The organism is Pedobacter ginsengisoli (assembly GCF_030244015.1).
GTDB lineage: Bacteria > Bacteroidota > Bacteroidia > Sphingobacteriales > Sphingobacteriaceae > Pedobacter > Pedobacter ginsengisoli.
The window spans coordinates 664,863-689,081 of the sequence record NZ_JASSYX010000003.1; the positions used below are offsets into that span (position 1 = coordinate 664,863).

The 24,219-nt window shown below is 43.8% G+C and carries 24 protein-coding genes and 2 tRNA genes; 18 read left to right on the forward strand and 8 right to left on the reverse strand.

Annotated features, from left to right (window positions below; translation table 11 throughout):
* The first annotated feature begins 55 nt into the window (after nt 1-55).
* Complete coding sequence (locus tag QEP08_RS15105; protein WP_285059260.1) at nt 56-841, forward strand: AraC family transcriptional regulator; 786 nt, start codon at nt 56-58, stop codon at nt 839-841.
* Nucleotides 842-898: 57 nt separating this feature from the next.
* Here QEP08_RS15105 and QEP08_RS15110 read toward each other — a convergent pair whose 3' ends face one another.
* Both QEP08_RS15110 and QEP08_RS15115 read right to left on the reverse strand, forming a co-directional pair.
* A complete protein-coding gene (locus QEP08_RS15110) occupies nt 899-1,495 on the reverse strand; it encodes a GIN domain-containing protein (protein ID WP_285059261.1) in 597 nt (198 codons plus the stop codon).
* Between the two features lie 172 nt (nt 1,496-1,667).
* Nucleotides 1,668-2,648, reverse strand: a complete 981-nt coding sequence (locus QEP08_RS15115; protein ID WP_285059263.1) for an outer membrane beta-barrel protein — start codon at nt 2,646-2,648, stop codon at nt 1,668-1,670.
* A 227-nt stretch (nt 2,649-2,875) separates the two neighbouring features.
* On the opposite strand from QEP08_RS15115, the gene QEP08_RS15120 reads away from it, so the two are divergent.
* Both QEP08_RS15120 and QEP08_RS15125 read left to right on the forward strand, forming a co-directional pair.
* A complete protein-coding gene (locus QEP08_RS15120; RefSeq protein WP_285059264.1) occupies nt 2,876-3,508 on the forward strand; it encodes an NAD(P)H-dependent oxidoreductase in 633 nt (210 codons plus the stop codon).
* A 371-nt stretch (nt 3,509-3,879) separates the two neighbouring features.
* Nucleotides 3,880-6,603, forward strand: coding sequence for a carboxypeptidase-like regulatory domain-containing protein (locus QEP08_RS15125; RefSeq protein ID WP_285059265.1), 2,724 nt, complete (start codon nt 3,880-3,882; stop codon nt 6,601-6,603).
* A 26-nt stretch (nt 6,604-6,629) separates the two neighbouring features.
* Here the strand turns inward: QEP08_RS15125 and QEP08_RS15130 are convergent, their stop codons facing one another.
* Together QEP08_RS15130 and QEP08_RS15135 are read right to left on the reverse strand one after the other, a co-directional pair.
* Nucleotides 6,630-8,180: a PspC domain-containing protein gene (locus QEP08_RS15130; RefSeq protein ID WP_285059266.1), complete on the reverse strand. Its 1,551-nt coding sequence runs from the start codon at nt 8,178-8,180 to the stop codon at nt 6,630-6,632.
* On the reverse strand, nt 8,180-8,548 hold the full coding sequence (locus QEP08_RS15135) for a PadR family transcriptional regulator (RefSeq protein WP_285059268.1): 369 nt from the start codon (nt 8,546-8,548) through the stop codon (nt 8,180-8,182). The genes QEP08_RS15130 and QEP08_RS15135 overlap by 1 nt, the downstream gene beginning before the upstream one ends.
* A 234-nt stretch (nt 8,549-8,782) precedes the next feature.
* Between QEP08_RS15135 and QEP08_RS15140 the strand changes: the two genes are divergently transcribed.
* A complete protein-coding gene (locus QEP08_RS15140) occupies nt 8,783-8,938 on the forward strand; it encodes a hypothetical protein (protein ID WP_285059270.1) in 156 nt (51 codons plus the stop codon).
* A gap of 1 nt (nt 8,939) precedes the next feature.
* Here the strand turns inward: QEP08_RS15140 and QEP08_RS15145 are convergent, their stop codons facing one another.
* Both QEP08_RS15145 and QEP08_RS15150 read right to left on the reverse strand, forming a co-directional pair.
* Entirely contained in the window at nt 8,940-10,082 is a 1,143-nt protein-coding gene (locus QEP08_RS15145; protein WP_285059272.1) for a putative sensor domain DACNV-containing protein, read from the reverse strand.
* 36 nt (nt 10,083-10,118) lie between these two features.
* A complete protein-coding gene (locus QEP08_RS15150; protein WP_285059273.1) occupies nt 10,119-12,386 on the reverse strand; it encodes a TonB-dependent receptor in 2,268 nt (755 codons plus the stop codon).
* Between the two features lie 116 nt (nt 12,387-12,502).
* Here QEP08_RS15150 and QEP08_RS15155 point away from each other — a divergent pair, with 116 nt between their 5' ends.
* From QEP08_RS15155 to QEP08_RS15165, 3 genes are read left to right on the forward strand one after another with little or no spacing between them, the layout of a single operon-like run.
* The gene (locus QEP08_RS15155; RefSeq protein WP_285059274.1) at nt 12,503-13,171 is read left to right on the forward strand and encodes a metal-dependent transcriptional regulator; all 669 of its coding nucleotides are present in this window, start codon (nt 12,503-12,505) and stop codon (nt 13,169-13,171) included.
* Nucleotides 13,172-13,180: 9 nt separating this feature from the next.
* Nucleotides 13,181-14,464, forward strand: coding sequence for a DUF2130 domain-containing protein (locus QEP08_RS15160; RefSeq protein ID WP_285059275.1), 1,284 nt, complete (start codon nt 13,181-13,183; stop codon nt 14,462-14,464).
* Between the two features lie 9 nt (nt 14,465-14,473).
* The gene (locus QEP08_RS15165) at nt 14,474-14,779 is read left to right on the forward strand and encodes a hypothetical protein (RefSeq protein ID WP_285059276.1); all 306 of its coding nucleotides are present in this window, start codon (nt 14,474-14,476) and stop codon (nt 14,777-14,779) included.
* Here the strand turns inward: QEP08_RS15165 and rlmF are convergent.
* Nucleotides 14,776-15,732 carry a 23S rRNA (adenine(1618)-N(6))-methyltransferase RlmF gene (rlmF, locus tag QEP08_RS15170; protein ID WP_285059278.1) on the reverse strand — a complete coding sequence of 319 codons (957 nt, stop codon included), beginning with the start codon at nt 15,730-15,732 and terminating at the stop codon, nt 14,776-14,778. The two genes, QEP08_RS15165 and rlmF, sit on opposite strands and share 4 nt — an antisense overlap.
* 102 nt (nt 15,733-15,834) lie before the next feature.
* Between rlmF and QEP08_RS15175 the strand changes: the two genes are divergently transcribed.
* The 7 genes from QEP08_RS15175 to QEP08_RS15205 all read left to right on the forward strand — a co-directional run bounded on the left by QEP08_RS15175 (nt 15,835) and on the right by QEP08_RS15205 (nt 20,208).
* On the forward strand, nt 15,835-16,194 hold the full coding sequence (locus QEP08_RS15175) for a diacylglycerol kinase family protein (protein WP_285059279.1): 360 nt from the start codon (nt 15,835-15,837) through the stop codon (nt 16,192-16,194).
* Nucleotides 16,184-16,909, forward strand: coding sequence for a DNA repair protein RecO (gene recO / locus QEP08_RS15180; protein WP_285059281.1), 726 nt, complete (start codon nt 16,184-16,186; stop codon nt 16,907-16,909). The genes QEP08_RS15175 and recO overlap by 11 nt, the downstream gene beginning before the upstream one ends.
* A 186-nt stretch (nt 16,910-17,095) precedes the next feature.
* Nucleotides 17,096-17,170 (forward strand) — tRNA-Val (locus tag QEP08_RS15185).
* Nucleotides 17,171-17,389: 219 nt separating this feature from the next.
* Nucleotides 17,390-17,464, forward strand: a tRNA-Val gene (locus QEP08_RS15190).
* Nucleotides 17,465-17,588: 124 nt separating this feature from the next.
* Nucleotides 17,589-18,152: an acyl-CoA thioesterase gene (locus QEP08_RS15195; RefSeq protein ID WP_285059283.1), complete on the forward strand. Its 564-nt coding sequence runs from the start codon at nt 17,589-17,591 to the stop codon at nt 18,150-18,152.
* 95 nt (nt 18,153-18,247) lie between these two features.
* Nucleotides 18,248-19,441, forward strand: a complete 1,194-nt coding sequence (fabV, locus tag QEP08_RS15200) for an enoyl-ACP reductase FabV (protein WP_285059285.1) — start codon at nt 18,248-18,250, stop codon at nt 19,439-19,441.
* Between the two features lie 65 nt (nt 19,442-19,506).
* Nucleotides 19,507-20,208, forward strand: a complete 702-nt coding sequence (locus QEP08_RS15205) for a hypothetical protein (protein WP_285059286.1) — start codon at nt 19,507-19,509, stop codon at nt 20,206-20,208.
* A 12-nt stretch (nt 20,209-20,220) separates the two neighbouring features.
* On the opposite strand, the gene QEP08_RS15210 is transcribed toward QEP08_RS15205, so the two are convergent.
* Nucleotides 20,221-21,045: an NHL repeat-containing protein gene (locus tag QEP08_RS15210; protein ID WP_285059288.1), complete on the reverse strand. Its 825-nt coding sequence runs from the start codon at nt 21,043-21,045 to the stop codon at nt 20,221-20,223.
* Between the two features lie 175 nt (nt 21,046-21,220).
* Here QEP08_RS15210 and QEP08_RS15215 point away from each other — a divergent pair, with 175 nt between their 5' ends.
* The 4 genes from QEP08_RS15215 to eboC are packed head-to-tail and all read left to right on the forward strand — an operon-like array spanning nt 21,221 to nt 24,204.
* Nucleotides 21,221-21,598, forward strand: a complete 378-nt coding sequence (locus QEP08_RS15215) for a transmembrane 220 family protein (RefSeq protein ID WP_285059289.1) — start codon at nt 21,221-21,223, stop codon at nt 21,596-21,598.
* 3 nt (nt 21,599-21,601) lie between these two features.
* On the forward strand, nt 21,602-22,267 hold the full coding sequence (locus QEP08_RS15220) for an EboA domain-containing protein (RefSeq protein ID WP_285059291.1): 666 nt from the start codon (nt 21,602-21,604) through the stop codon (nt 22,265-22,267).
* Nucleotides 22,268-22,290: 23 nt separating this feature from the next.
* The gene (locus QEP08_RS15225) at nt 22,291-23,277 is read left to right on the forward strand and encodes a TatD family hydrolase (protein WP_285059293.1); all 987 of its coding nucleotides are present in this window, start codon (nt 22,291-22,293) and stop codon (nt 23,275-23,277) included.
* 33 nt (nt 23,278-23,310) lie between these two features.
* On the forward strand, nt 23,311-24,204 hold the full coding sequence (gene eboC, locus QEP08_RS15230; RefSeq protein WP_285059294.1) for a UbiA-like protein EboC: 894 nt from the start codon (nt 23,311-23,313) through the stop codon (nt 24,202-24,204).
* Nucleotides 24,205-24,219: the final 15 nt, after the last annotated feature.

Here is a 24,219-nt window from a genome sequence, read left to right on the forward strand (position 1 = left end):
ATTGCGCGACCATGTTTGTTTGTAAAATCCGGTTAACATTTTGTACATAACCACCATGAAGCGTTACCGGCAGTTTAAGCCCATACTCATTTCTGCTTTCGAAGTCGAGCAATGGCATCATCCTGCCCATACCCATAATCATTATGAATTAATCTATATTAAAAATGGATCTGGGATCCACCATATCAATAAGTTAACTGTAATTTATCAAGAGGGGGACATCTTCCTCCTCGGCCCCTCAGAAGAGCATTATTTTGAGATTGAACAAAAGACCAAATTCATTTATCTCAAATTTACTGACCTGTACATGCAGGGGAGCCAGGATGCATGGCATCATCCCGTAAAAGAATTGGAGTACCTGGTACACAACAGGGAATCGCACCTTTCGGGCTTCAAATTAACCGCTAACGACCAGCTTCTCACAGCTCAAATCTTTAACGTGATCGAATTGATGAAGCTGGATCCCCTGCTCAACGAGAGGCTGATCTGGCAGCAGCTGATCTCACTCTCCGTAATTTTAAAGCGAAACCTGTTCTGTACAATGCCGGATCAAATTGGCGAAAACAAAATGGAAGCGATGTTCAGCTATATCCACGAGAATATTTATACACCTGAAAGACTGAGATCAGCAGTTATGGCAGCAGATTTTAACACCACCATCAATTATATCGGCCGTTATTTCAAACGAAATGCTGGTGTAAGTCTTCGTTCTTATATTAAAAGCTACAGGCATACGTTGATATCGAAACGCATGCAAGCCGGAAATTACAGTTTGAAACAAATCGCTGCGGAATTTGGATTGGCAGACGAAAGCCATGTTCATAAGTTAATGAGGCAATAAAAAAAGAGGCAAACTTTCGCCTGCCCCTTTTCACCTTCCCTAATCTTTTGATTCGTATTATTTTGTTGCTGCTGCAGTCAATGAATCTATTGTCACAAATGGACTTTCGGTATTTGTTTTCAGGCTAACAAAATTATCAAGCTTTACGTTTCTCATGTTGCTGGCAATCAAAGTATGCTGACTTGTTGCTCCACTCATTTTTAAAACCGCATCTTCCCTGACTATTGTATATAAATCCCCCACCTTTGCGTCAACTTTTACTTTTGCGTTCTGACTTAAAAACAATTGCAGGTATTTTATGTCGAATTTGCGTTCTGTAACTACAACTGCACTTCCGGCCGCTTCGATCCGCTGCAGGTCCTTTACCGAGATTCTGATGGTTACCTGACTGCTTTCCATCGTGTTGATGTATAAGGTCTGCCCTTTGCTGATCAACGAAGTTTTTTCAGGATTAAAGTACTCATCTACGAATACTCCCTCTTTTTCACTTTGTGTCAAAATGACTTTTACATTTCCGCTCACCCAGATCTTATTGAAACTTTTTGTTACTGTTGCAATTTTAATGACCGGTGCGGCGAATGTGGCCATTGCTGAGGAAGTTAATACGATTGCAGTTAATGCTGTGGCGAATACTATTTTTGTAAGAGTTTTCATGATTTTTATGTTTTAAGGTTTCTTTGTTTTTTATTATTGAGACACCTTCAACCTTAAAACGTTTCAGCGGTTTTTGCCCTATTATACCATCCTGACCTAACTCACGACCAACTCCCTGAAATTTTCGACCAACGCCCGTAATGTTTAAACATTAAAATAAAATCAGCACTCCTTATAAGCTGATCTTAATGCCTGCATTCAGTCCCAGACCACCTATATTGATATATGACCGCAGGTCATCCGACGGTTTATCGGGATCATAGCCTGCGCTGCCCTTCACATTCATAGAAGAGTTGATGGTCTTATGGTAATTTACATTCCGGTCTCCCGCACTTTGCTCCTCGAGCGTAAGTTGTCTAGATCCTACTGCAGTATTGGTTGCATTTACCACTACTGTAGCTGTACCGTCGTATTTTTTTAATTCTTTGTCCTTTCCGCCAACTGACACGTTGTGGTATTCAACTTCAGCGAAAAGGCTGATCTTATTGCCCGCCTTGTAATCCAATCCCAAGGCGCTCTGAAAGCCTATCGTAGCTTTTGGATTGATGCGTTCCTCTCTCTCCAGCACCAGGTTAGTACGTGTTCCTGCTGGAGATACTATGCCCTGCGATGCCGCTACCTGCCCGGTCTGGTCATTTACAGAAGTATTGATCTGCAAGTATCCCGAGAAAGGCACAATGACCCCGATTTTACTATATGGCTGGAATTTTCCGGCTGTTGGGATACGAAATACAACGGCGGGCGCAAGATCAAAGGCCCTGACCTTTCCGATCGCATGTACATTTAGTACTGTCTTCCCGTTATTGATCACGGTTTGTTTCATCATGTCCTGTTCCGCGCTATTGAAATAATTTACACCAAGTTCGAGGCCAATAATACGGTTAAACTGATAACCCCCTATAAGTCCTGCTTTGAAGCCCTGCCCAAATGAGCCTGTCAAAGTTGTTTCTGATGTAGTTGTGCTGGTATTTGCACCCGTTCCGGTGATCGTAGTTGTCTTATCCCGGGCGAGCTGCCCATTTATTGAAGGGAATTCCACGGGCGTTACTTTTATAAAATAACCCCCAGTAGGTTTAATGTAAAAGCCCTTTTCCTGAGCAAATACACCTGAGACAGCAGCTAATAAGATTACAGATGAGATTAACTTTTTCATGGGTATTATACTTTAATGTCCAAGCAAACACGATTGATCTATGCCTGCATAATACTAACGACTCAGACCAGGAATAGTTTGCTATCATTTTAAAGTCATAAGCGGTGATTTAGTTCTTCTATGTAAAGTAACATATTTATATTTGCTAACACTGTTATTTTTACAGCAATAGTTAACTAACAGTCTAAATCACAAGAGATTAAAAACAAAAACTTAAAAAAGAGATTATGAGTACAATAGATGCCTTAAAATGGCGGTATGCTACAAAGAAAATGAATGGTGAAAAAGTTTCACAGGATAAAGTAGATCAAATCCTTAATGCAGCACGCCTTGCACCCACCTGCGCAGGCTTACAGCCATTTAAAGTTATCGTGGTGACCGACCCTGAGCTAAAGGAGAAAATCAAAGCCGTAGCTTACGGACAGCAACAAATTACAGACTGCTCACATTTGCTGATTTTCGCAGCATGGGATAATTATACAGAAGAAAAAATAAAAAATGTTTATGCCCATGCCAATCGGGAACGCGGACAATCCGAAGCTGAAACAGCTGACTTTGTAAATAAAATAGTAAGCTCATTTGCTGGTAAAACTCCTGAAGAAAGCTTTCAGCATGCTGCAAGACAAGCCTATATAGGTTTCGGAGTCGCGATAACGGAAGCTGCATTGTTAAAAGTTGATGCTACTCCTATGGAAGGCTTTGAGCCTGAAAAACTGGATGAGTTATTGGGATTGAAAGCGCTTGGGCTGCGTACGACGACCCTGCTTCCTTTAGGGTACAGAGACACGACCGGCGACTGGCTGGTAAACCTGAAAAAGGTACGCACACCTTTCGAAGATTTCGCCATAGAATATAACTAACTTTTTATTTTAGATTTTTATAGGAGAAGGCCGCCAATGGCGGTCTTCTTTATTCCTTTTCCTGATGATGTAGTTCCTGTCTCCACTATGTCGGGCATATGTATAGTATTTGCAAGGCTTCCCACGTGGACATTCTGAAATAATCCTGAGATCACCCGGACATGGTTGAAAAGCCCTGGGGATCATGCAACCCCCTAGCAACCCCCTAGCGGAGGTCGAGAAGAAATCATGAAGGTATAACAACATATAAGAAACATAGCGAAGATCTGACAAACTGATCAAATGTCAAAAAATGTTAAAGATGTGATTGGTTAACCTACTCCACACATAAATGAATATATTAGCGTGATTAACAATACACATTCATTTTGATGAGATATTTACACTTCATACTTGCCTTTATATTATTATCCGCCGGGCTGCGGTTTTCAGCCCAAGCGCAGCAGGACAGTGTTGTTCTGGACAACATCATTAACAAATCCAAAAAAAATACTGATCAGCGTCCTGTTGAAAAAGTCTATCTCCATTTCGACAAGCCTTATTACACAGTTGCAGACACCATTTGGTTCAAAGCATACCTGACCATGGACCTGAATCTGCCATCACAGCTGAGTAAAATTGTCTACGTTGATGTGATAAATACCCGTGATTCATTGGTCCAAACGGTAAAATTACAGGTGACCGATGGCGTCGCCAGCGGAAATATCCCGCTTACCAAAGGCACCTATCAACAGGGAAATTATTATTTCAAAGCTTATACCTTGTGGATGGCCAACTTTGACCCGTCTTATTTCTTTACCAAGACCATACCCGTCGGAGAAGCCATAGACAAGCAGCTGGTCACTCATTTTAGCTATAAAAATAACCAGACGGATAAAAGCCAGGTGATAGATGCAGTAATTCAGTTTAAAAACAATGACAATGCTGTTATCGCAAACAAAACCGTTAATTGGCAGGTGACTTCAAACTTTGATGTCGTAAGCAAAGGAAAAGGAACTACTGATCAGAATGGCATCTTAAAAATTAAGATTGACCCGCGTAAAAACGACCCGATAACCAGGGGTGAGCTTAAAACTGAACTCATCATGGCTGAAAATGACATATTGACTTCCACTTTTAAGCTGACTCCTTCAAAAAGCACCTTTGACGTTCAGTTCTTTCCGGAAGGCGGCGATCTGATCAGCGGGGTAGCTACAAGGGTCGGATTTAAAGCAATAAATTCACGGGGCCTGGGTGCAGACATTAAAGGTACCATAACGGACAACTCAGGAACCAGCATCACAACTTTCAATTCCACCCATCTGGGAATGGGTTCTTTTTACCTGAATGCTGATGCCTCAAAAAGCTATAAGGCCAATGTTACTTTTAAAGATGGTTCTGTAAAGAGTTTTGATCTGCCAAAACCCCTTGCTTCCAGTGCAACTATTCAGGTTAACAATGCAGATCCTCTGGCATTAAATATTAAAATACTGGCCAACGAAACTTATTTTGCAGCCAATACCGGTAAAACCATGTTTCTGGTGGGCACCAGCGGAGGGATCATTTGCTATGCTGCAAAAACTAAACTCAACAACCAGCTCACCAATGCCAAAATACCGAAAGACAAGTTCCCTTCGGGCATTATGCAGATCACGTTATTTTCTGAGAGCGGGGAGCCAATAGCAGAGCGGCTGGCGTTCAACAATACGCCTTCGCCTTTGAAGGTATCTTTAAAGACCGACCTGCCGGCTTATAAACCCAGGCAAAAAGTAAAATTGACTGTTAGCGCAAAAGACGCGACGGCTCCTTTGGAAGGCAACTTTTCGGTCTCAGTTACAGATGAACAAAAGGTACCTGTAAATGAGGATTCGGAGATCACGATCCTGAGTTCATTGCTGCTGACCTCAGAGCTCAAAGGCTATGTGGAAAAACCCAACTACTATTTTAACAAGCAAGACGAAAAAAAACTTGCTGCATTAGATCTGCTGATGCTGACGCAAGGATACCGCAGGTTCAATTATAAAGATGTCATGGCTGGTAATTTTGCGCCCGTGAAACTTTTGCCTGAGCAGGATATGCGCATTTCGGGCACGCTGAGAGATCGTACAGGGATGCCTGTAAAAAAAGGGGCGCTACGACTAACGGTCACCGGTACGAGGATTGCTTCTGAAGCGATAACAAGCCCCGCCGGCGCTTTTGTTTTCCCAAATCTTGTTGTCCCGGACTCATCTGAGGTAGTGATCAATGCCAAATATTCGGCTAAAGGTTCCAGCCTGATGATTCTTCTGGATGGACAACCGGGTCCGCCGCTTACTAAAAACGACAATACCGTTGATGAAATTGTAAACATCGACAGCGCGCTGGCGCCATATCTGGCCAACAGCAAAAAGCAGTACAGCTATCTCAGAACACTGAAAGAGGTAAAAATAGAAGGTGCTAAAATAAAAAGGCCAAGCCATGCCGATCATCCTTCTCTGAGTGGTTTGAGCAATATCAGCGGACGCACGATAGACGGCGAGCAATTCAAAGGATGTCCTAATTTTGCCATTTGCCTTCAGGGGCAGGCTGCAGGCCTCACTTTTTTTGAAAACAACTTTTATGTGACGCGCGATTACAACGCAGGAAGCAGGGTACCTGTACAAATCTTTCTGAATGCAAGCCCGATTGATTTTTTCGGCCTCACTACTGTAATGCCTGATGAAATTGAATCTGTTGAAATATTTTTAAAGGATGAGCTGGGCACCATAGACCGCCAGTACAATACCAAAGGCGTACTTGTGGTCAATACCAAAAAACCGGTCAAAGGAACCAAGATTAGTCTGGCGCAGCTAAAGGAAATGTTGCCGGAGGCCAATCTGGTTAAATTTAAGCCCAAAGGATTTGCCAAACAGCGTGAGTTCTATTCGCCGAAATATGTAAATCCTGCAAATACTTATAACTTTAATGACCTGAGGACAACCATCTACTGGAACCCTAAAGTGCTTACCAACGCTACAGGCCCGCTGACTTTGGAATATTACAATGCGGATGGGAACGGAACTTACAGAGCGGTTATTGAAGGGGTAGACAAAAACGGAAATGTTGCCCGTTATGTCTACCGCTATACGGTTAAATAACAGGACACTGATTGACTACACTGGTTTTAATCAGTATCCTTAACCGGCGCTTCGTGCCTGCACTTGACACCATCTTCTGTCATGACCCATTCGGTAAAACCCTGGTGGCTGCCATGACCGCAATCCCAGTAATTGGGTCCGTTCAGGTACCTGCCAAGCTCTTCGCTGATGTTTAGAAAAGTGCCAACCGGAACCTTCATGGTCAGCTCTACCTCCTGGCCGCGCCATCTGGTATCTTTATTGAGCTGGACCATCGGATTAAAATTTATCAGTGAATCGGTCTGCAGAAAATCATAATGTATATTCTGAGCGTTTTTTAAAGCCGTCTGAAAATTCCTTCCTCTTGATTTAAAGTTCTGACTCAGTGATATCTTACCACTTTCACTTTTCTCTATCCACAACCTGACATTTCTCGGTGCTTTAAATTCATCGTCAATGTCAGTAAGTATCTTTCTGCCCCTGTAATTTTCTGCATCTATACTGTAGCGCATGCTATCTTCCCTGCTAAAGAACCGGGTCCGGTCTACTGTCAGTGTATAAGTTTGATAGGGCTTAAGTTCGCTAACCTGTGAAAATTCTGCTCCTTCTTTAAATTCAGAAGATATTTTTGTGATGTAAAAAATTAATGGTGCCACACCCGCCAGCCAGATGACGAGCAGCACAAATGACAATGTCTTATTGATATCCCTGCTGCTGAATGCAACCCTTACTGAGAACAGTATGAGTGCAATAAGTGGTATGGCTCCTACCAGGAACGCAGAAACCGCAAGAGGGTTAAAATATTCCTGATTGATGATGTTGAATGGAAAATAATTGGCTACATCAGCATCCCAAATGCCCATAAGGGCTATTAAAGTGATGAATAAGCTAATCAGACCAAATGACGCCGCCGCAATGATCAATAAGGCTATCGTTTTAAAAATCGCCTTTCCGGTTCCTTTAACAAAGTTGCCCACGACATCAAAGAACTCAGCAAGAAATCCTTTTGATTGTTGTACCAGCGGGTCCAGATGAATGTTTGCAAAGCCCCGCAGCGTTGTTTCCTGACCGCGCATGTTCATTTTTTCAGTTTTGGTTTCTGCCTTAGGGATCATGATCCACAGGATGATATAAGCTAAAACACCGGCACCGCCTATGAATAGGGTAAAAAATGTGATTAACCTGATCCAGCGTATATCGATAGCGACATAATGCCCCAGACCTGCACAGACACCGGCAATCATGGCCTGGTCAGTATCCCGGTAAAGCTTCTTAACTGGGTTGAAGGCCTGGCTTTGGGTACGGTAATCTTCAGCGGGGTTCTCTTCTTCAGAGGACTCAAAATCTTTCACAGAACCCATCTGTCTGATTACTGACTGTACATCAAAAATGCTGACTACCTGCTTTTGCTGCTCAGACAGCATTTCACCAAACATCTCTGCTATCCGGTTTTCGATATCTGTTACAATTTCAAAGTCATCAGCGTTTTTTGCGAAATGTTGTTTTACCTCATTCAGATAAACAGTGAGCATTTCGTAGGCATCTTCTTCAATATGAATGATGGAATTGCCAATATTTATGTTGAGTGTCTTCTTCATTACTTGGTTAAGTTTATTGGATTATTATTGGATTGATCGTCCGCTACTTTTTTGGAAGTATTGATGGCGTAGGCCAGCTCCTGCCAGGTTCCGTCAAGCTGATTCAATATAGATCTGCCTTCTTCAGTCAGCACATAATATTTGCGCGGGGGTCCGGATGTGGATTCTATCCAGTTATAGCTCAGCAAGCCATTGTTTTTGAGGCGGGTGAGCAATGGATAAAGCGTTCCTTCTACTACGAGCAGACGGGCCGACTTCAATTCTGCGATGATATCCGAGGCATAAATCTGTCCCCTGGATATGATCAGGAGCACACAGTATTCCAGTATGCCCTTCCGCATTTGTGTTTGTGTATTTTCTGCTATCATAATAATACAAAGATATATGTTTCGTATAGTAATATGCAATACATAGTACTGTATAAAATACATTTATCTTTTATATGTCTGATTACCAATACAATAATTTTCATATTACCCCTTCAATGTTAAGGAATTATCAGATTCTGATGAAACAAACAGAAGTTATCAACAATTCCACAAACGAATAGAATTATGGCTTGAGGTTTGATATTAACCAGATACACCTATCTACATCTACCTATGTTAATTAAATTAAACCCCGTCCACGCTTTTGCCAGGCAAAAAGAGGAAGTCCAGCCCAGAGCGCTGACCAGACAGCAGCGTATCGCCTGTGACCGCATTGTTATTTTGGTTATATTTTTAACCACAATAGTTGCAGCAGTGCTCTTGTCTTAGTTTATAACAACAGGGTATCAATCCGTTGTGCCTGAACCTTGTTTTGATATGCAGACCAGGTGTATATGGTAAAATGTCCGTCTTGCGACGCCACGAGCGCAGTGGCATCCCGCTGATCATGAACAAACTGGGCAGCAGAAAGGTGGCGTGTCCCGCCGACCTTAGCTGGATGTACCACTACAGCATCTCCCCCTGAAATGGGTTCTGAAAAGGCAAGCTCATCTATATTGTCCTTACCTTTCGCCCTTCCTATTTTAGCACCGAACGCCAGCAGCTCATAGTTGCTGCTGATGATGGTTGCCCCGTCTATTGCCGTAAGACCGGCAAGGTGATCTACCTCACGTTTTAAAGCTGTTTGCCAAAAGATCTGGCTGGACTCTTTCCTGTCCTGCTGTAATAATTTAGAAAGCCCGTTAAAAGACGGTTGAACATAATATTGAATAGGCTTTATAATGGACTGAAGCCAGTTGTTGTTTTCATTGTCTACTACGAGCAATGTACCACCCCGGGCATGTGCGCGCATGGAAACAGCCAGCTGGATCAGAACATTAACAGAATCGTTCCAGTAAGAAGGCGCGGTAAGGTCCAGCAGCGACAGCAGCATCGGCGGGCAATCAGGAATGCTGGTACTGTTCCCATCAACCATTTTTACCTGATCTCCTTTGAGCACCGCGACATTCGTGAATTTTCCGAAACCATAGATCCTGCGGTGTTTGATCACCAGCAGTGCCGGCTCAGAAACATCAACTACAAAACAAAAATTTGGTATGCTTACGGTGGTGCCCCAGATGTAAAGTTCACCGTCGTCTACCCAGATGCCCAGGTGAATCCCTGCACGTTCGACTCCTGGCGCAAGTTTGGTAAGAATGCCCGGATTTAATTTAAACCGCTGTTTGAACAGCAATGGATTACCCGCTTGCTGTGGCGGAAGAAATGCAAGGGAAATCTTTGGGGAATGTCCTTCTTCTTTGCGCAGGCTCGCCCAAAACGTAGCGTCCAGTATGGCCTCAACTACCCTGGCAGTAGGTTGCGGAGCAAGATCTTCTTCTCCTTTTTCTTTGGCAGCAGCGAGATGCTCAGCAAAAATAGCCTCAACTTTTGGCGCAATAAGCCGTGCTGCCTGGTAGGTAGATGGATAGATCATGCCATAAAGTTAATTGATTTACGGCAAAGAACTACATCATTTAATTGTCAATCTCACACCGAGAAAACCTCTTATATTTTGATTGGGGCCGTAGACATAAGTAGGATCAAAAGTTAAATTGTAAGGATTGTCTACGTCTGGGCGTTTGTCAAAAGGGTCGTTTGTCCTAGCAATAATGAAGGGATTTCCTTTATTTGGCGTCCAGTTGAGCAAGTTTTTGACCCCGCCATAGATCTCAATATTTTTAAAGCCAGCAAAGGTAAGCTGGATATTCTGTATGCTCCAGACCGGGGAATATTCCTTTCGCGGATCAAGCTCACCAAGTAGCGGGAGACGCATCGGGCTATAGATATTTCCAGTATAATCCAGCGATAGTTTGAGTGGCCTGATCTTGTAAGATACCGCCCAGTTGCCCGAAAATTTCTCAGTAAGGATCTGCTGCTTTTTGATTCCCTGTTCATAAGTAGCAACATCCTGATAAGTTGCCCCGACAATAAACTTTAGTCCGTTATTGAATGTAACATCTATATTGGTGCTCAGTCCTTTGCTCACAGCATGGCCATCCAGGTTATTGTATATGATCTTATTGGGATCGCTGTCAAAATCTCCAATGATCCTATTGTTGAAATAGGTATAAAATGCAGAAGTTTCTACGCCGATGAACGTTCCGTTGCCGGTATATATTTTTTTCAGGTAGTTCAGATTGACATTATATGTTTTTTCAGGCCTGAGCTTATTCGGGATCTCGACAATCCTGGCTCCTGTAAGTGCCGCGTGGTCCTCCGTAAAAATGTTGACCACCCTAAATCCTGTTCCGGCATTTAGACGAAGGATATTATTTTCATTGGGGCTCCATTTGTAGGCCATCCTCGGGGTAAAAATATTGCCATGAACTGAATTGTAATCGTATCTAAAACCGAAAAGCAATTTGTGCTCTCTGCTCAGCGCAATCTCATCCTGCACAAAAAGGCCCGGCAGCCAGGTATTCTTTTCAATCGCCTGGTTCACGCCTGTGGTAGCTGGTGTATTGTCGTCATAAAAACTATACCTGAGTGCTGACCCAAAAAGCAGATCATGGTTGCCGAATTGCTTGTCCCATGTCAGCTGGCCGAAACCTATTTTCTGTTTAGCTATGTAAGAAGTGGTGCCATATCGACTATTCTGGTCATGACTATTGAATGAAAAAGCAAGGAATAATTTTTCGTTAACGGGTAATTGATAATTGCCGATCAGTTCCCAGCGACTGGTATAAATGCTTTCGCCATAAACCTGATCACCACCGCGGTAAGACTTATTCCATTGCATCTCTCCACCCCAGCGGTCTTCATACATAAACCTGGCACCAAGCGTAAAGATGCGCTTCTCCGGCCGCTCAAAGTTCCATTTCTGGAATAAAGACACGCGGTCTGACAAGGTCACGTCGGTAAAGTTATCGTGGTTATGATCCACCGGGTTGCCATATTTGAAATAATTTAAGCCCGTAAGAACGGTCGCTTTTTTCCCGGCGTTGAACTTGAGGGAAAGGTCAGTATTGTGCTCCTGGTAGCTTGTAGTAAAGACGTCGGCGGAGAATAACGCTGCGTTTTGTGGCTTTTTGGTGATGATATTGATCAGCCCGCCAACTGCTTCACTGCCATATAATGAAGAGGCAGGACCTTTCACAATTTCAATTTGATCTACCAGTGAATTGGGGATTCCGGAAAGTCCGTAAACACTGGAAAGGCTGCTCACTATCGGCATGCCGTCAATCAGGATCATGGTATAAGGCCCTTCTAATCCGTTGATATGGATATCACCGGTGTTACAAATATTGCAATTGAGCTGAGGCCTCACACCATTGACATTTTGCAGGGCTTCAAAAATATTTGGCGTGGGGTTTTTCCTGAAATATTTATAAGAGTAGACTTCTACGGGAACGGGACTTTCTATTCGGCTCACCTCCTTTAATGTGCCGGTAACCACTACTTCATCAAGATCATTTTTAAAATTGCTCAGATCGAAATTGAGTTCCGTGGTCTCTCCTTGTTTTAAATTGACGGTCCTGACCATTTTTTTGAAACCAACTCCTGATGCTTCAATCTTATATGTCCCGGCCGATAAATTACTGAAAACATATAAACCTGAACTGTCCGTCTTACTTTTGATCTGCGTGGGTTGGATGCTGATGTTGATGTCAGACAACGGCAATGCCTCAGAAATCACCTTACCCCTTACTGCCGATGTCTGTGCAGATGCAGTAATATCAACAAGCATTGAAAAAAGCAGGAAACCAATAAAAAACACGGCAAGTCGGTATATTTTCATTTATCTAATTTTAACATTAACATCACAAAACTATAAAAGTTAGATTAATCTAACAAATATTATTCGACATTTATTATTCAGTTGTTTTAACTAACAATTTCATCTAAGTTTGTAGTATGCTATCTTATACAGAAGAAAACTATTTGAAGGCTTTACTAAAACTGAGTTTTCAAAATGAAGAAAAACCAGAGGCAGGAACCAATGAAATGGCAGCTTACCTGGGTGTAAAACCAGCCACTGCTACGGATATGCTCAAAAAGCTGAAAGAGAAGGACCTGGTTACCTATAAGAAATATGGGAAGATCCTGCTTACCGACACGGGTAAAAAGAATGGGATCGCCATTTTAAGAAAGCACAGGCTCTGGGAGACTTTTCTGTATGAGAAACTGGATTTTAGTTGGGATGAGGTGCATGAAGTTGCTGAGCAGCTGGAACATATCCAGTCTGCCAAGCTGGTCGACAAGCTGGAAGAGTTCCTTGACTTTCCGGAGTTTGATCCTCACGGGGACCCTATCCCAAAGGCCAATGGTGAGATGCCGGTGATCGCTAAAACGCTCCTGGCGGAGCTAAAAGCCGGCGATACCTGTAGTGTTGCAGCGGTAAAAGATACTTCGACCTTATTCCTGCAGTACCTGGAAAAACTTCAGATCACCATCGGAACAAAGATCAAGATTATTGAAGTGATCGATTTTGACGGATCTTTATATGTCGGCATAGCCGGAGGAGAACCCAGGAGTGTGTCCATGAAATTTGCAGAGAGTTTGTTTGTACAAAAGTTATTATAGCAGAAAGATATGTCAACAGAGATAAAATGTCCCAATTGTGCACATACTTTTCCTATTGAAGAGGTGATGGCCGAGGAGTATAAAAAAGACCTCCGGGAAAAGATGGTTTCTTTTACCAAACAAAAGGAAGAGGAATTCGCAAAGAAACAAAATGAGTTTGCCCTGCAGCAAAAGCAAAGGGAAGCCGCATTTGAACAGCAGCAAAAACAGCAGGCCCTGGCTTATGAACAAAAGCTCGCGGAAGAGAAAAAACATCTGCAAGCTGCTCTTGAGGAAAGCCTGCGTAAAAGCATTGCGACAGATTTTGAAAATAAGCTGCAAATGCTGGACAACGCCAATAAGGAAAATGAGGAGCGGCTGAAACAGGCCCGGGCCAAAGAACTTGATTTCCTGAAAAAAGAGGCACAGATGAAGCAGCGGGAAGAGGAGCTTGAACTACAGGTACAGCGTAAGCTGCAGGAACAGCGCCTGGAAATGACCGAACAGATCAGGAAACAGGAGGCGGAAAAAAACAACATTAAAGAAACTGAGCATCAGCTGCGTGTGAAGGAACTGGAAAAGCAACTGGACGACCAGAAAAAACTGGCGGAAGAAATGAAGCGCAAGGCTGAGCAGGGATCGATGCAATTGCAGGGAGAAGTGCAGGAGCTGATATTGGAAGAACTGCTTAGAAATGCTTTCCCTTTTGACCTGATCACTGAGGTGGGCAAGGGCGTGAGGGGTGCGGATTGCGTACACCTGGTGCGGAACCAGTTTGGACAGGAGTGCGGCAAGATCATTTACGAAAGCAAACGCACCAAAGATTTCTCCATGGAATGGATAGAGAAACTGAAAAAAGATATGCGAAGCATAGGGGTCGACGTAGCTGTGATCGTGACCCAGTGTTACCCCAAAGGGATGGATTGCTTTGGTGAAAAAGACGGTGTATGGATCTGCTCTTTTGATGAGGTAAAGGCAGTTTCTTACATTCTAAGGGATGGAATCCTCAAATTGTACGGAGCCGCAAAATCCCAGGAAAACCGTGGGGACAAAATGCATATGCTCTATGACTACCTGACCAGCACTGAGTTCTCAGAACAGTGGAAAGCAATTCGTGAGGGCTTTATGAGCATGAAGCTGTCTATACAACGGGAACGCGATGCTATGGAGAAGCTTTGGAAAGCCAGGGAAAAACAGCTCGAAAAGGTTATGCTTAATGCAGCCCACGTCCGGGGCTCTATTGAAGGTATTGCCGGAACCGACAGCATCCAGCTGAGCCTGACAGATGACGACGAGCCTTTGCTGCTGGAATAATATTTTAATATGATTTACGCAAAAAAGAAAATTCAGCATGCTTCAAACCTGGTGGCACAGACGGCAAAGATCATTACCAATGTTAACGAACTCGAGGAAAAGAACCTGTTGCGCATAGAAGGGAATGAGGTTTTTGTTTATCCCCAGATCTGGAAAGATAAGGTAACGGCACTGAACTGGATCAAATGCCTGCATTTGTATTGCATGGTCAAAAAACGTTTTAAAGAAAGCGATACGCTCCATTTTAAGCATTTCGAAACCGGGGAGCTCATCGGCTCCTTTAAGCATAAAAAAGCCAGCGTACTGATTTTCTAGGCCTTATTCTTAGTCCATCTTTTCATTGTCCATTCCCGGCGGGCTTGCTTCCCCATAAATGTCCAGGCGACGAAACGGCTGACCTTCTGTCCCTGAGCCATCTCTATTGTCCGGATTTCTGCCGGCCTGAGTGCCTCCAGCATGTGGTAAATGTAGGGCAGGTTGCTACTTTTGGAAACCAGGCTGCTAAACCACAGACACTGCCCGCCGATGTCTTTGCTTTCCATGATCATATTCCGGATAAAGGCCGCCTCCCCGCCTTCATACCAGAGTTCCGCATCTTTTCCTCCGAAATTAAGCGCAGCTGTTTTGTCTCTGTCTCTGCTCAGGTTTTGCACTTTTCTTTTATTACCGGACCGGGCTTCTTCAGCAGAAGCATGAAAGGGCGGGTTGCAAATACTGAAATCATATAGCTCACCAGGGCTGACAAGTCCTTTAAAGATGTACTGCTTATTGGACTGATATTTTAAAACAATATCAGCGGACAACGAGGAGTTAGCTGCACAGATTGCTTTCGCTGCCTTTATCGCATATTGGTCAATTTCGGAGCCTGTAAAGCTCCAGCCATATTCCTGGTGGCCGATGATCGGATAGATACAATTAGCGCCTGTGCCGATATCCAGACCTTTAACCTGCCGGCCGTTTGGAATGACTCCATCGTGATCTGACGACAAAAGATCCGCGACATAATGAATATAGTCGGATCGTCCGGGGATAGGCGGACAAAGATAGCCCTCCGGGATATCCCAGTGATCGATCCTGTAGAAGTATTTCAACAGGGCTTTGTTCAGTGCCTTAACGGAATCAGGATTGGAAAAATCAACAGAAAGATCACCATAAGTGTTATTGAACACATAGGGAGCAAGTTCGGGACAGCTCTTGATGAGTTCCGGAAAATCGTATCTTGAACGGTGTTTGTTCCTGGGATGAAGGGAAACTTTTTCTACAGACATGGCTTAAAAATTATCCAAAGGTAAAGCTTCCTGACAAACAATTGGATATGTAAAAAAGCATGACGTACTTTGCAGCTGTAATCTATCAACTGCTGAGGTCAAATGAACAAGTTTCTTAAAAGTTTCGGATATTCTTTTTCAGGCCTTGCTTATGCTTTTAAAGCCGAATGGAATTTTAGGTTTCACCTCATAGCCCTGCTATTGGTTACCCTGGCAGGCTGGTTCTTTGAGCTGAGCCTGAACGAGTGGCTCTGGATCACAGCAGCGGCCGGCATGGTGCTCACTGCCGAACTTTTCAATACAGCAATTGAAGTGCTTGTAGACCTGATATCACCGGAGATCCACCCAAAAGCTAAAATAATTAAAGATGTAGCTTCAGCTGCTGTACTGCTAAGCGCTATCACTGCATTCATCATTGGCCTGATCATTTTCCTGCCTAAAATCTTTTTGCATGTTGCATAAAACCCGTGGCATCATCTTAAAAACTACGCTGTATAGCGAAAGCAGTGTTGTGGTCCAGATTTTCACGGAGAAGTTCGGCATCCAGTCTTATATGATCAACGGGGTTAAAAAGCCCAGGGCAAAGATCAGTATGAATATGCTCCAGCCGCTTCATCTGGTGGATATGGTCGCCTATCACAAACACAATACTGGCATACAACGCGTCTCGGAACTACGGCCGGCTCCGGTTTATAGTACCATTCCCTACAATATCGTCAAGAGTACGGTCACTCAGTTTTTAAATGAGGTGCTTTATAAGAGCATCAGACAGCAAACAACCGATGAGCATCTATTTGATTTTATTTTTAGTGCCATGTGCTGGTTTGACGAATGCAGCCCGGAGAATGTCAATTTCCACCTGGCTTTTCTTTTGAAGCTTTCCAGGTTCCTGGGTTTCGCGCCCAGTACAATCACCAAAAATGATGATAACTATTTTGATCTGCAGGAAGGAGAATTCAAATCAAGAACACCCGCACACCCAAATTTTTTAAACAGGGAAGATGCTTTATTATTCATTTCCCTGTTTACTTCGCCGTTTGAAAAAATTAACGAAATAAAAATCGATAACAAAACCAGAAGATTTATATTAGATAAGATACTGGTTTACTACACTTTACACACGGCTTCTTTTGGAGATATCCGATCCCACCAGGTATTGGAAGAGGTGCTTTCTTAAAATCTTCCAAAAGTTTTGGAGTTTTAAATTAGAGGTGTATATTTGCACTCCCTAACGATCAGGGTATAGCTGGCTCAGCTGAATAAAAGAGCAGAACCTTAGGGAGATTAGCTCAGCTGGTTCAGAGCATCCCGATTTTACATCGGGAGGGTGACTGGATCAACTAAGTAAACCTTCAACCCAAATGGGAGATTAGCTCAGCTGGTTCAGAGCACCTGCCTTACAAGCAGGGGGTCACTGGTTCGAACCCAGTATCTCCCACACAAAAACAGTTTATTCTGCTGTTTCAAAATAAAAGAATAGAACCGAAGGGAGATTAGCTCAGCTGGTTCAGAGCATCCCGATTTTACATCGGGAGGGTCACTGGATCAACTAAGTAAACCTTCAACCCAAATGGGAGATTAGCTCAGCTGGTTCAGGCATCCCGATTTTACATCGGGAGGGTCACTGGATCAACTAAGTAAGCCTTCAACCCAAAAGGGGAGATTAGCTCAGCTGGTTCAGAGCACCTGCCTTACAAGCAGGGGGTCACTGGTTCGAACCCAGTATCTCCCACAAAAGACCACCTCAACAGGTGGTCTTTTTTCATTATGTACCATTCATATCATTTATCCTGCTTATTTTAGCCTTAAAGTGTCAAACACTTAATTAATAAATATAGCCAACCTAAATTACACCAATGTCAAGCCCTGCTCAACCCATTCCTTACAAGCCCGTGAGCTTTTCCAAAACTGTCCTTACAGAATTGATGATTCCCTCCTATTCAAATTTCGGAGGCAAGATCCATGGCGGTATTTTACTTTCACTGATGGACAAGGTGGCCTACGTTTGTGCATCCAAACATGCCGGAAATTATTGTGTAACCGCCTCTATTGACACCGTTAACTTTCTGGAACCCATTGAAGTGGGGGAACTTGTATCATTAATGGCTTCTGTGAACTACGTAGGAAAAACCTCTGTAGTAGTGGGGATAAGAGTAGTTTCTGAAAATGTGAAAACAAACAAAGTAAAACATACCAATACCAGCTATTTTACCATGGTAGCTAAGGATGAAAACAATCAGCCGACCGAGGTGCCAGGACTTGTGCTGGCAAACAGCGATGACATCAGGAGGTTTATCCGGGCCAAAAGCCGGAAAGAGATCAAGCAAAATTACCGCAAAGAACTCGAAGAGATCAGCATACCTGCAAATGATGAACAGTGCAAAACACTGCTGGCCGGAGAACGCTGTATCCTTCTTTAACAAGCAGAGGTCTGCCTGAATTCAATTCACAGGTTCCCGATAAAAGTTCTAGCTTTGTCGAAATTTAGTTAAACATTTCAATTATATCACCAGTTATGATCATCAGCCCAAGAACACGCGGATTTATTTGCCTTACATCACATCCTGAGGGATGCAAACAAAATGTATTAAAACAGATCAATTATGTGAAATCTAAAGGCCCGGTAAATGGCCCCAAAAAAGTCCTGGTTATCGGCGCTTCAACCGGCTTTGGGCTGGCTTCAAGAATTACCAGTGCTTTCGGCGTGGGTGCTTCTACCATTGGTGTATATTTTGAAAAACCAGGCAGCCCTGGCAAGACTGCTTCGGCCGGATGGTACAATACCGCAGCTTTTGAGGAGTTTGCAAACGAAGCTGGCCTGTATGCGAAAAGCATAAACGGAGACGCATTTTCCGATGAAATCAAACAGCAGACCATTGAGCTGATCAAGGCTGATCTTGGGCAGGTAGACCTGATCATCTACAGTCTGGCCTCACCCAAAAGAGTTCATCCGGTGACAGGCGAAACACATAACTCTGTACTTAAGCCTATAGAGGGGGATTTTAGTGATAAAACAGTCGATTTTCATACCGGTATCGTCTCGACCGTTTCCATTACCCCTGCAAACGAAGAAGAAATTAAGAATACTGTTGCCGTAATGGGTGGCGAGGACTGGGAAATGTGGATAGATGCACTGAAGAAAGAGAACCTTCTTGCCCCTGGAGCGACCACAGTAGCCTATTCTTATATCGGTCCGGAAGTAACAGAGCCGGTATACCGCAAAGGCACTATCGGCCGGGCCAAAGACCATCTGGAAGCTACAGCATTTACCATTACGGATAAACTAGAAGACCTTGGCGGAAAAGCATATGTATCCGTTAATAAAGCCCTGGTTACACAAGCCAGTTCGGCTATCCCCGTAATCCCGTTATACATCTCTTTACTGTATAAGGTGATGAAAGCAAAGGGAATTCACGAGGGCTGCATAGAGCAGATCAGCAGGTTGTTTCACGAGCATTTGTATTCGGGCAGTGCCTTGCAAACTGACGAAAAAGGAAGAATCAGGATAGACGATTGGGAAATGAGGGCTGATGTACAGGAAGAGGTGTTTAAACAATGGCAAAATGCCACTACTGAAACCCTACCGGAAATTGGAGACCTTGAGGGCTATAAGCAGGATTTCTTTAATCTTTTTGGATTTGAAGTTGCGGGCGTAGACTACGGGGCGGATGTAAACGAAGTAGTTGCAATCCGCGGACTGCAAGATTAATATTGACATTCATAGTAATTTGTTACCTTTAGTATAAAACTATTGATAACCAAATTATGAATGCTATGAAAGTATTTTTTCTGCTGGTATTGACTACCATAACTTTTAATGTTCTTGGACAGAATGCCGTCGTGACAGGCGCATGGGAATTGAGGAACGGCGATGAACAGCATCACCTGTTCTTTCAGGATGGTTTTTATCTTCATACCGTTCATAACGGATCCCAGTTTGTATCCAGCCAGGGCGGCAGTTATGAAGTAAAGGACAAAACCCTTAAAGGAAAACTGCTGTTCAATACTGCGGATTCAGCCAGTGTGGGAACAAGTACGGATGTCCCGTTTTCTGTTTCAGGCAGCCAGCTCTCCTTAGAATTGCAGGACGGCAATGTAAACTTCGACCGTGTTGACGATGGCAAAGCACCACTGGCCGGTGTTTGGCGTATTACCGGAAGAATGGGTGAGGATGGCAAAGTAGCCGCTATACATCAGACAGGGACACGGCAAACCTATAAAATGCTGACCGGCACCAAATTTCAATGGGTAGCGATAGACCCGGGCAAAAAACAGTTTTCAGGAACAGGCGGTGGCTCTTATACCTTCAAAGACGGCAAATACATAGAAAACATAGAATTCTTTTCCAGGGACAATACCCGGGTGGGTGCCTCATTAAGCTTTGACGGGAAACTTGAGGATGGCAACTGGCACCACAGCGGACTGAGCAGCAAAGGCGCCAAGATCTATGAAGTCTGGAGCAGGGTAAAAGAATAGCAGGCTTATGCTTTATTTAAGCTGATAAGCTATTACACTTTTCTTAAAAAATGTAGGGATATAAACGACCTTTTTCGCAGGATCATACCCAATATCTGCGGTGTTGATCTTTTGCAGGTGTGTATCCAGGAGCAGCTCATTTCTACCATCGGCATACACATAGTAAATGTAACCTCCCCATGCCGAGAACAGCCAATCGCCGTTGCCTATGGGCTCAATCCCATCGCCACCCTGTGGCAGGCCGGCTATTTTGACCATACTTTTAGACGCATCAGCTTTGAGCAGATTTTTACCCCCGCCTGCAATGAACAGCTGATCACCGACAGCCTTCAGGCCATTGAGTCCATCAATGTTCTCCATATACACCTCATCTTTATCGTTGATGATCCGGTGGATCTTTTTGGTTTTTGAATCCGAAACATACACAATACCCTTGTCACTTATAGTCAGGTCATTCAGAAATCCTGAACCCGCTACCGGTATGGTCAGCTCCACCTTTGCCCTGGCAATATCGATCACGACTACATCCGTGACATCGGCCACATAGAGCCTGTTTTTATAGATGCCCATTCCTTTAGGAGAGTTCAGACCGGTCACCCAGTCCAGATTGATCACCTTGCCGCTCATGTCCAGCTTTCCTATCCCTCCAATGCCATCCTTCGCATCGGCGCTATTGCCCATTATTGCGACATACAGGACCCCGGCTTTTGTATCCGCCAGAACAGACTCAGGCATGTTTATGATACTGTCTGTTTCCCAGAGTTTTTCAAGTTTATGCTGAGCGTTCAGGTTTAAACCCAGCAAGATCATCACAGATAGACACAGGTATTTTATCATGATACTTTTTTTAATAATCAACAATCACCATGAATTTAAATAAAAATCAATGAACCAGGGAAAAATATTGCTTATCCTATTTCATTTTTTACAATTGCATATTGCTAAATCGGTATAATTATCTGTTTATTTGTATTTACTAACAACACAAAACACAAATTAAACCTTTACGAGTATGCTGCTGAGCATTTTAAATTCAATTTTTTGTATTGCATTCCTGGCGTTTGCGTACTTAAATCTAAATGACGTAGACCCATGGCTTTGGGTACCTATATACCTGGTAGCCTCCATTTGTTGTGGATTTGCCATATTTAATAAATTTTACCCGAATGTTTATCTCGGAGCCATATCTTTCTATCTGGTTTACGCCGTCATCCTGTTTTTTTCAAAAGATGGTGTGCGTGACTGGATAACAAAGTACAAAAGTCCAAGTTTAGTAGAAAGCATGCAGGCAACGAAACCCTATATCGAAAAGACCAGGGAATTCTTCGGATTACTGATCATTAGCGGTGCCCTTGCCATCAACTATTTTGTGGCGGTTAATATAGGATAAAGCATGCTTTTAACAGAATTTGAACGGATAATCAGACGCAGTCTGAGCAGCGGGGCGATGGATTGGCTGGAACAAAAGATCGGCCTGATCAAAACAGAAGAAAAAAACTTACAATTGAATCTTGCCTTTTCACACATCCCAAGGTTTGTAGAAAAAAAGACAATAGCACTACAGCCATCAGAAGTTGCAGAAATAAACCAAAAGCTTCCGGGATTTGACCTATCAGGCTGGTCCGCGGACCGTCTGGCCCGGGTATACCTGCTGATGCAGGTGCCTGATCAGGATAAAGAAGTCTACCTCCGGAAGATCAACGGGCTTTTTACAGCGGCTGAAATGAACGAGCAAGCCGCATTATATTCCGCCTTACCTGTTTTTAGTTATCCTCAGGAATGGATACACCGCTGTGAAGAAGGGATCAGGAGCAATATCGGGACTGTTTTGGAGGCCATAATGTACCACAACCCTTATCCGGCCAGATATCTTTCTGAAAATTCGTGGAACCAGCTGGTACTGAAAGCCTTTTTCACGGAAAAGGATATAACCAGGATCACCGGAATAAAAGAAAGGAAAAACAAAGCGCTTTCTGAAACCTTAAAGGATTATGTACAGGAGCGCCTGGCTGCACACAGAACGGTGCATCCCGAGATCTACAAATTAATAGAACTGTAACACCAGATATAAAAACTTGAATTATGTGCTGTAATGAAAATTTCCGGGAAAGAAGTGAAGGAGAAAAAATTCAAACCTCCCTTGATCTGAATGACATTAGCGGGATGAAGTTCTTTGACCCGCATGTCCACATGACCTCCCGCACCACCGACGACTACCAGGCCATGGCAGACGCAGGAATAGTAGCCCTCATAGAACCAGCTTTCTGGCTGGGCCAGCCACGTACCGGACTGGACAGCTTCACAGACTACTACAGCAGCCTGATCGGCTGGGAAAGGTTCCGGTCTTCTCAGTTTGGGATCAAGCATTACTGTACCATAGGCTTAAACTCGCGTGAGGCCAATAACGAAAAATTGGCAGAACAGGTGATGGAAATCCTCCCCAACTTCATCTTTAAAGAAGGTGTAGTTGGCATTGGTGAGATCGGTTTTGATGACCAGACCGCAGCAGAAGAAAAATATTTCAGACTGCAGCTGGACCTGGCAAAAGAAGCAGGCCTTCCTGTCCAGATCCATACCCCGCACCGTGACAAGAAAAAAGGAACCCAGCGCAGCATGGACATTTCCATTGAGCAGGGCCTTGCCCCCAGTATGGTTATTGTAGACCACAACAACGAGGAAACGGTAAAAGAAGTTTTGGACAGAGGCTTTTGGGCTGCCTTTACCATCTATCCGTTTACCAAAATGGGCAATGAACGCATGGTGGAAGTGGTAAAACAATATGGATCTGAAAGGATCATGATCAATTCTGCAGCAGACTGGGGAATCAGTGATCCGCTTGCGATCCCGAAAACAGCTGCGCTGATGAAAAAATCAGGGATCAGCCTGAAAGACATCGAACTCGTTACTTACCGCAATGCCATCACCGCATTCGGGCAGAGCGGGCAGATCAATGAAGCCGATTTCCTTACCGTTAAGAATATTGATCAAAGTCAGAAATTTGAAAGCAACTCAATTCTGCGGGGTGGCCAACAGCCAAGGATAGACAAGAATTCAATCATCATCTCATAAGAAGTGCAGAAACTAATAGGATACCTAAGGCTAATGCGGCCCGCAAATGTGGTGACTTCCGTCGCCGATGTGCTGGCCGGCATTGCTATTGCCGGATATTTTATTCCGGCTACAGCTAACGGAGGCTTCTGGTGGGGAGGCGTGCCCGAGTCGCCTGTCAGCCTTCTCGCGGTATCCCTCCTTTGTATTTCGACCATCGGACTTTATAGCGGCGGCATCATTTTCAACGATGTATTCGACGCCGATCTGGACAAAGTTGAACGGCCGGAACGACCGATCCCCAGCGGGCTCATCAGCAAAAATGCCGCTGCGATCTTTGGAGGCGTATGTTTCTTTATCGGTATTTTTGCTGCTGGTCTGTACAGCCCAACTTCACGTTACATCGCTGCCGCAATAATGATCGCCTGCCTGAGCTACGACAAATGGCTGAAGCACCATTCCATATTTGGCCCATTAAATATGGGTCTCTGCCGGGGACTAAACCTGATGCTGGGTGTTAGCATCATCAACACTTCTTTACAGACCTGGTGGTTTCTGGCACTCATACCCATCATTTATATCGCATCCATTACCATGATCAGCAGGGGGGAAGTACATGGCGGAAGCAAAAGAATGCTTTATTTTGGAGGGATTCTGTATGCAATAGTCATCCTCAGCGTACTGTTTTTCGCTTATACCAGGCACAATATCACTTATGCCCTGATCTTTGTGGTGCCTTTTGCCCTGATGATCTTTATCCCTTTGTTCAAAGCCATACAAAACCCTGTCGGCCCCAACATCGGCAAGGCAGTTAAATCCGGAGTTATTGCGCTGATCTTATTGAATGCTGCCTGGGCCAGTGCTTTCGGTGCCTTAAATGTGGCCGTTTTCATCGTTATTCTTTTACCAATATCAATTTTACTAAGTAAAGCTTTTGCGGTTACTTAGGTAATATCATTAAAT

Bases quoted from the DNA above. Each gene is read 5' to 3' on its own strand.
- QEP08_RS15105 (WP_285059260.1), top strand. From the start codon at position 56: ATGAAGCGTTACCGGCAGTTTAAGCCCATACTCATTTCTGCTTTCGAA.
- QEP08_RS15110 (WP_285059261.1), bottom strand. From the start codon at position 1,495: ATGAAAACTCTTACAAAAATAGTATTCGCCACAGCATTAACTGCAATC.
- QEP08_RS15115 (WP_285059263.1), bottom strand. From the start codon at position 2,648: ATGAAAAAGTTAATCTCATCTGTAATCTTATTAGCTGCTGTCTCAGGT.
- QEP08_RS15120 (WP_285059264.1), top strand. From the start codon at position 2,876: ATGAGTACAATAGATGCCTTAAAATGGCGGTATGCTACAAAGAAAATG.
- QEP08_RS15125 (WP_285059265.1), top strand. From the start codon at position 3,880: ATGAGATATTTACACTTCATACTTGCCTTTATATTATTATCCGCCGGG.
- QEP08_RS15130 (WP_285059266.1), bottom strand. From the start codon at position 8,180: ATGAAGAAGACACTCAACATAAATATTGGCAATTCCATCATTCATATT.
- QEP08_RS15135 (WP_285059268.1), bottom strand. From the start codon at position 8,548: ATGATAGCAGAAAATACACAAACACAAATGCGGAAGGGCATACTGGAA.
- QEP08_RS15140 (WP_285059270.1), top strand. From the start codon at position 8,783: ATGTTAATTAAATTAAACCCCGTCCACGCTTTTGCCAGGCAAAAAGAG.
- QEP08_RS15145 (WP_285059272.1), bottom strand. From the start codon at position 10,082: ATGATCTATCCATCTACCTACCAGGCAGCACGGCTTATTGCGCCAAAA.
- QEP08_RS15150 (WP_285059273.1), bottom strand. From the start codon at position 12,386: ATGAAAATATACCGACTTGCCGTGTTTTTTATTGGTTTCCTGCTTTTT.
- QEP08_RS15155 (WP_285059274.1), top strand. From the start codon at position 12,503: ATGCTATCTTATACAGAAGAAAACTATTTGAAGGCTTTACTAAAACTG.
- QEP08_RS15160 (WP_285059275.1), top strand. From the start codon at position 13,181: ATGTCAACAGAGATAAAATGTCCCAATTGTGCACATACTTTTCCTATT.
- QEP08_RS15165 (WP_285059276.1), top strand. From the start codon at position 14,474: ATGATTTACGCAAAAAAGAAAATTCAGCATGCTTCAAACCTGGTGGCA.
- rlmF (WP_285059278.1), bottom strand. From the start codon at position 15,732: ATGTCTGTAGAAAAAGTTTCCCTTCATCCCAGGAACAAACACCGTTCA.
- QEP08_RS15175 (WP_285059279.1), top strand. From the start codon at position 15,835: ATGAACAAGTTTCTTAAAAGTTTCGGATATTCTTTTTCAGGCCTTGCT.
- recO (WP_285059281.1), top strand. From the start codon at position 16,184: ATGTTGCATAAAACCCGTGGCATCATCTTAAAAACTACGCTGTATAGC.
- QEP08_RS15195 (WP_285059283.1), top strand. From the start codon at position 17,589: ATGTCAAGCCCTGCTCAACCCATTCCTTACAAGCCCGTGAGCTTTTCC.
- fabV (WP_285059285.1), top strand. From the start codon at position 18,248: ATGATCATCAGCCCAAGAACACGCGGATTTATTTGCCTTACATCACAT.
- QEP08_RS15205 (WP_285059286.1), top strand. From the start codon at position 19,507: ATGAAAGTATTTTTTCTGCTGGTATTGACTACCATAACTTTTAATGTT.
- QEP08_RS15210 (WP_285059288.1), bottom strand. From the start codon at position 21,045: ATGATAAAATACCTGTGTCTATCTGTGATGATCTTGCTGGGTTTAAAC.
- QEP08_RS15215 (WP_285059289.1), top strand. From the start codon at position 21,221: ATGCTGCTGAGCATTTTAAATTCAATTTTTTGTATTGCATTCCTGGCG.
- QEP08_RS15220 (WP_285059291.1), top strand. From the start codon at position 21,602: ATGCTTTTAACAGAATTTGAACGGATAATCAGACGCAGTCTGAGCAGC.
- QEP08_RS15225 (WP_285059293.1), top strand. From the start codon at position 22,291: ATGTGCTGTAATGAAAATTTCCGGGAAAGAAGTGAAGGAGAAAAAATT.
- eboC (WP_285059294.1), top strand. From the start codon at position 23,311: ATGCGGCCCGCAAATGTGGTGACTTCCGTCGCCGATGTGCTGGCCGGC.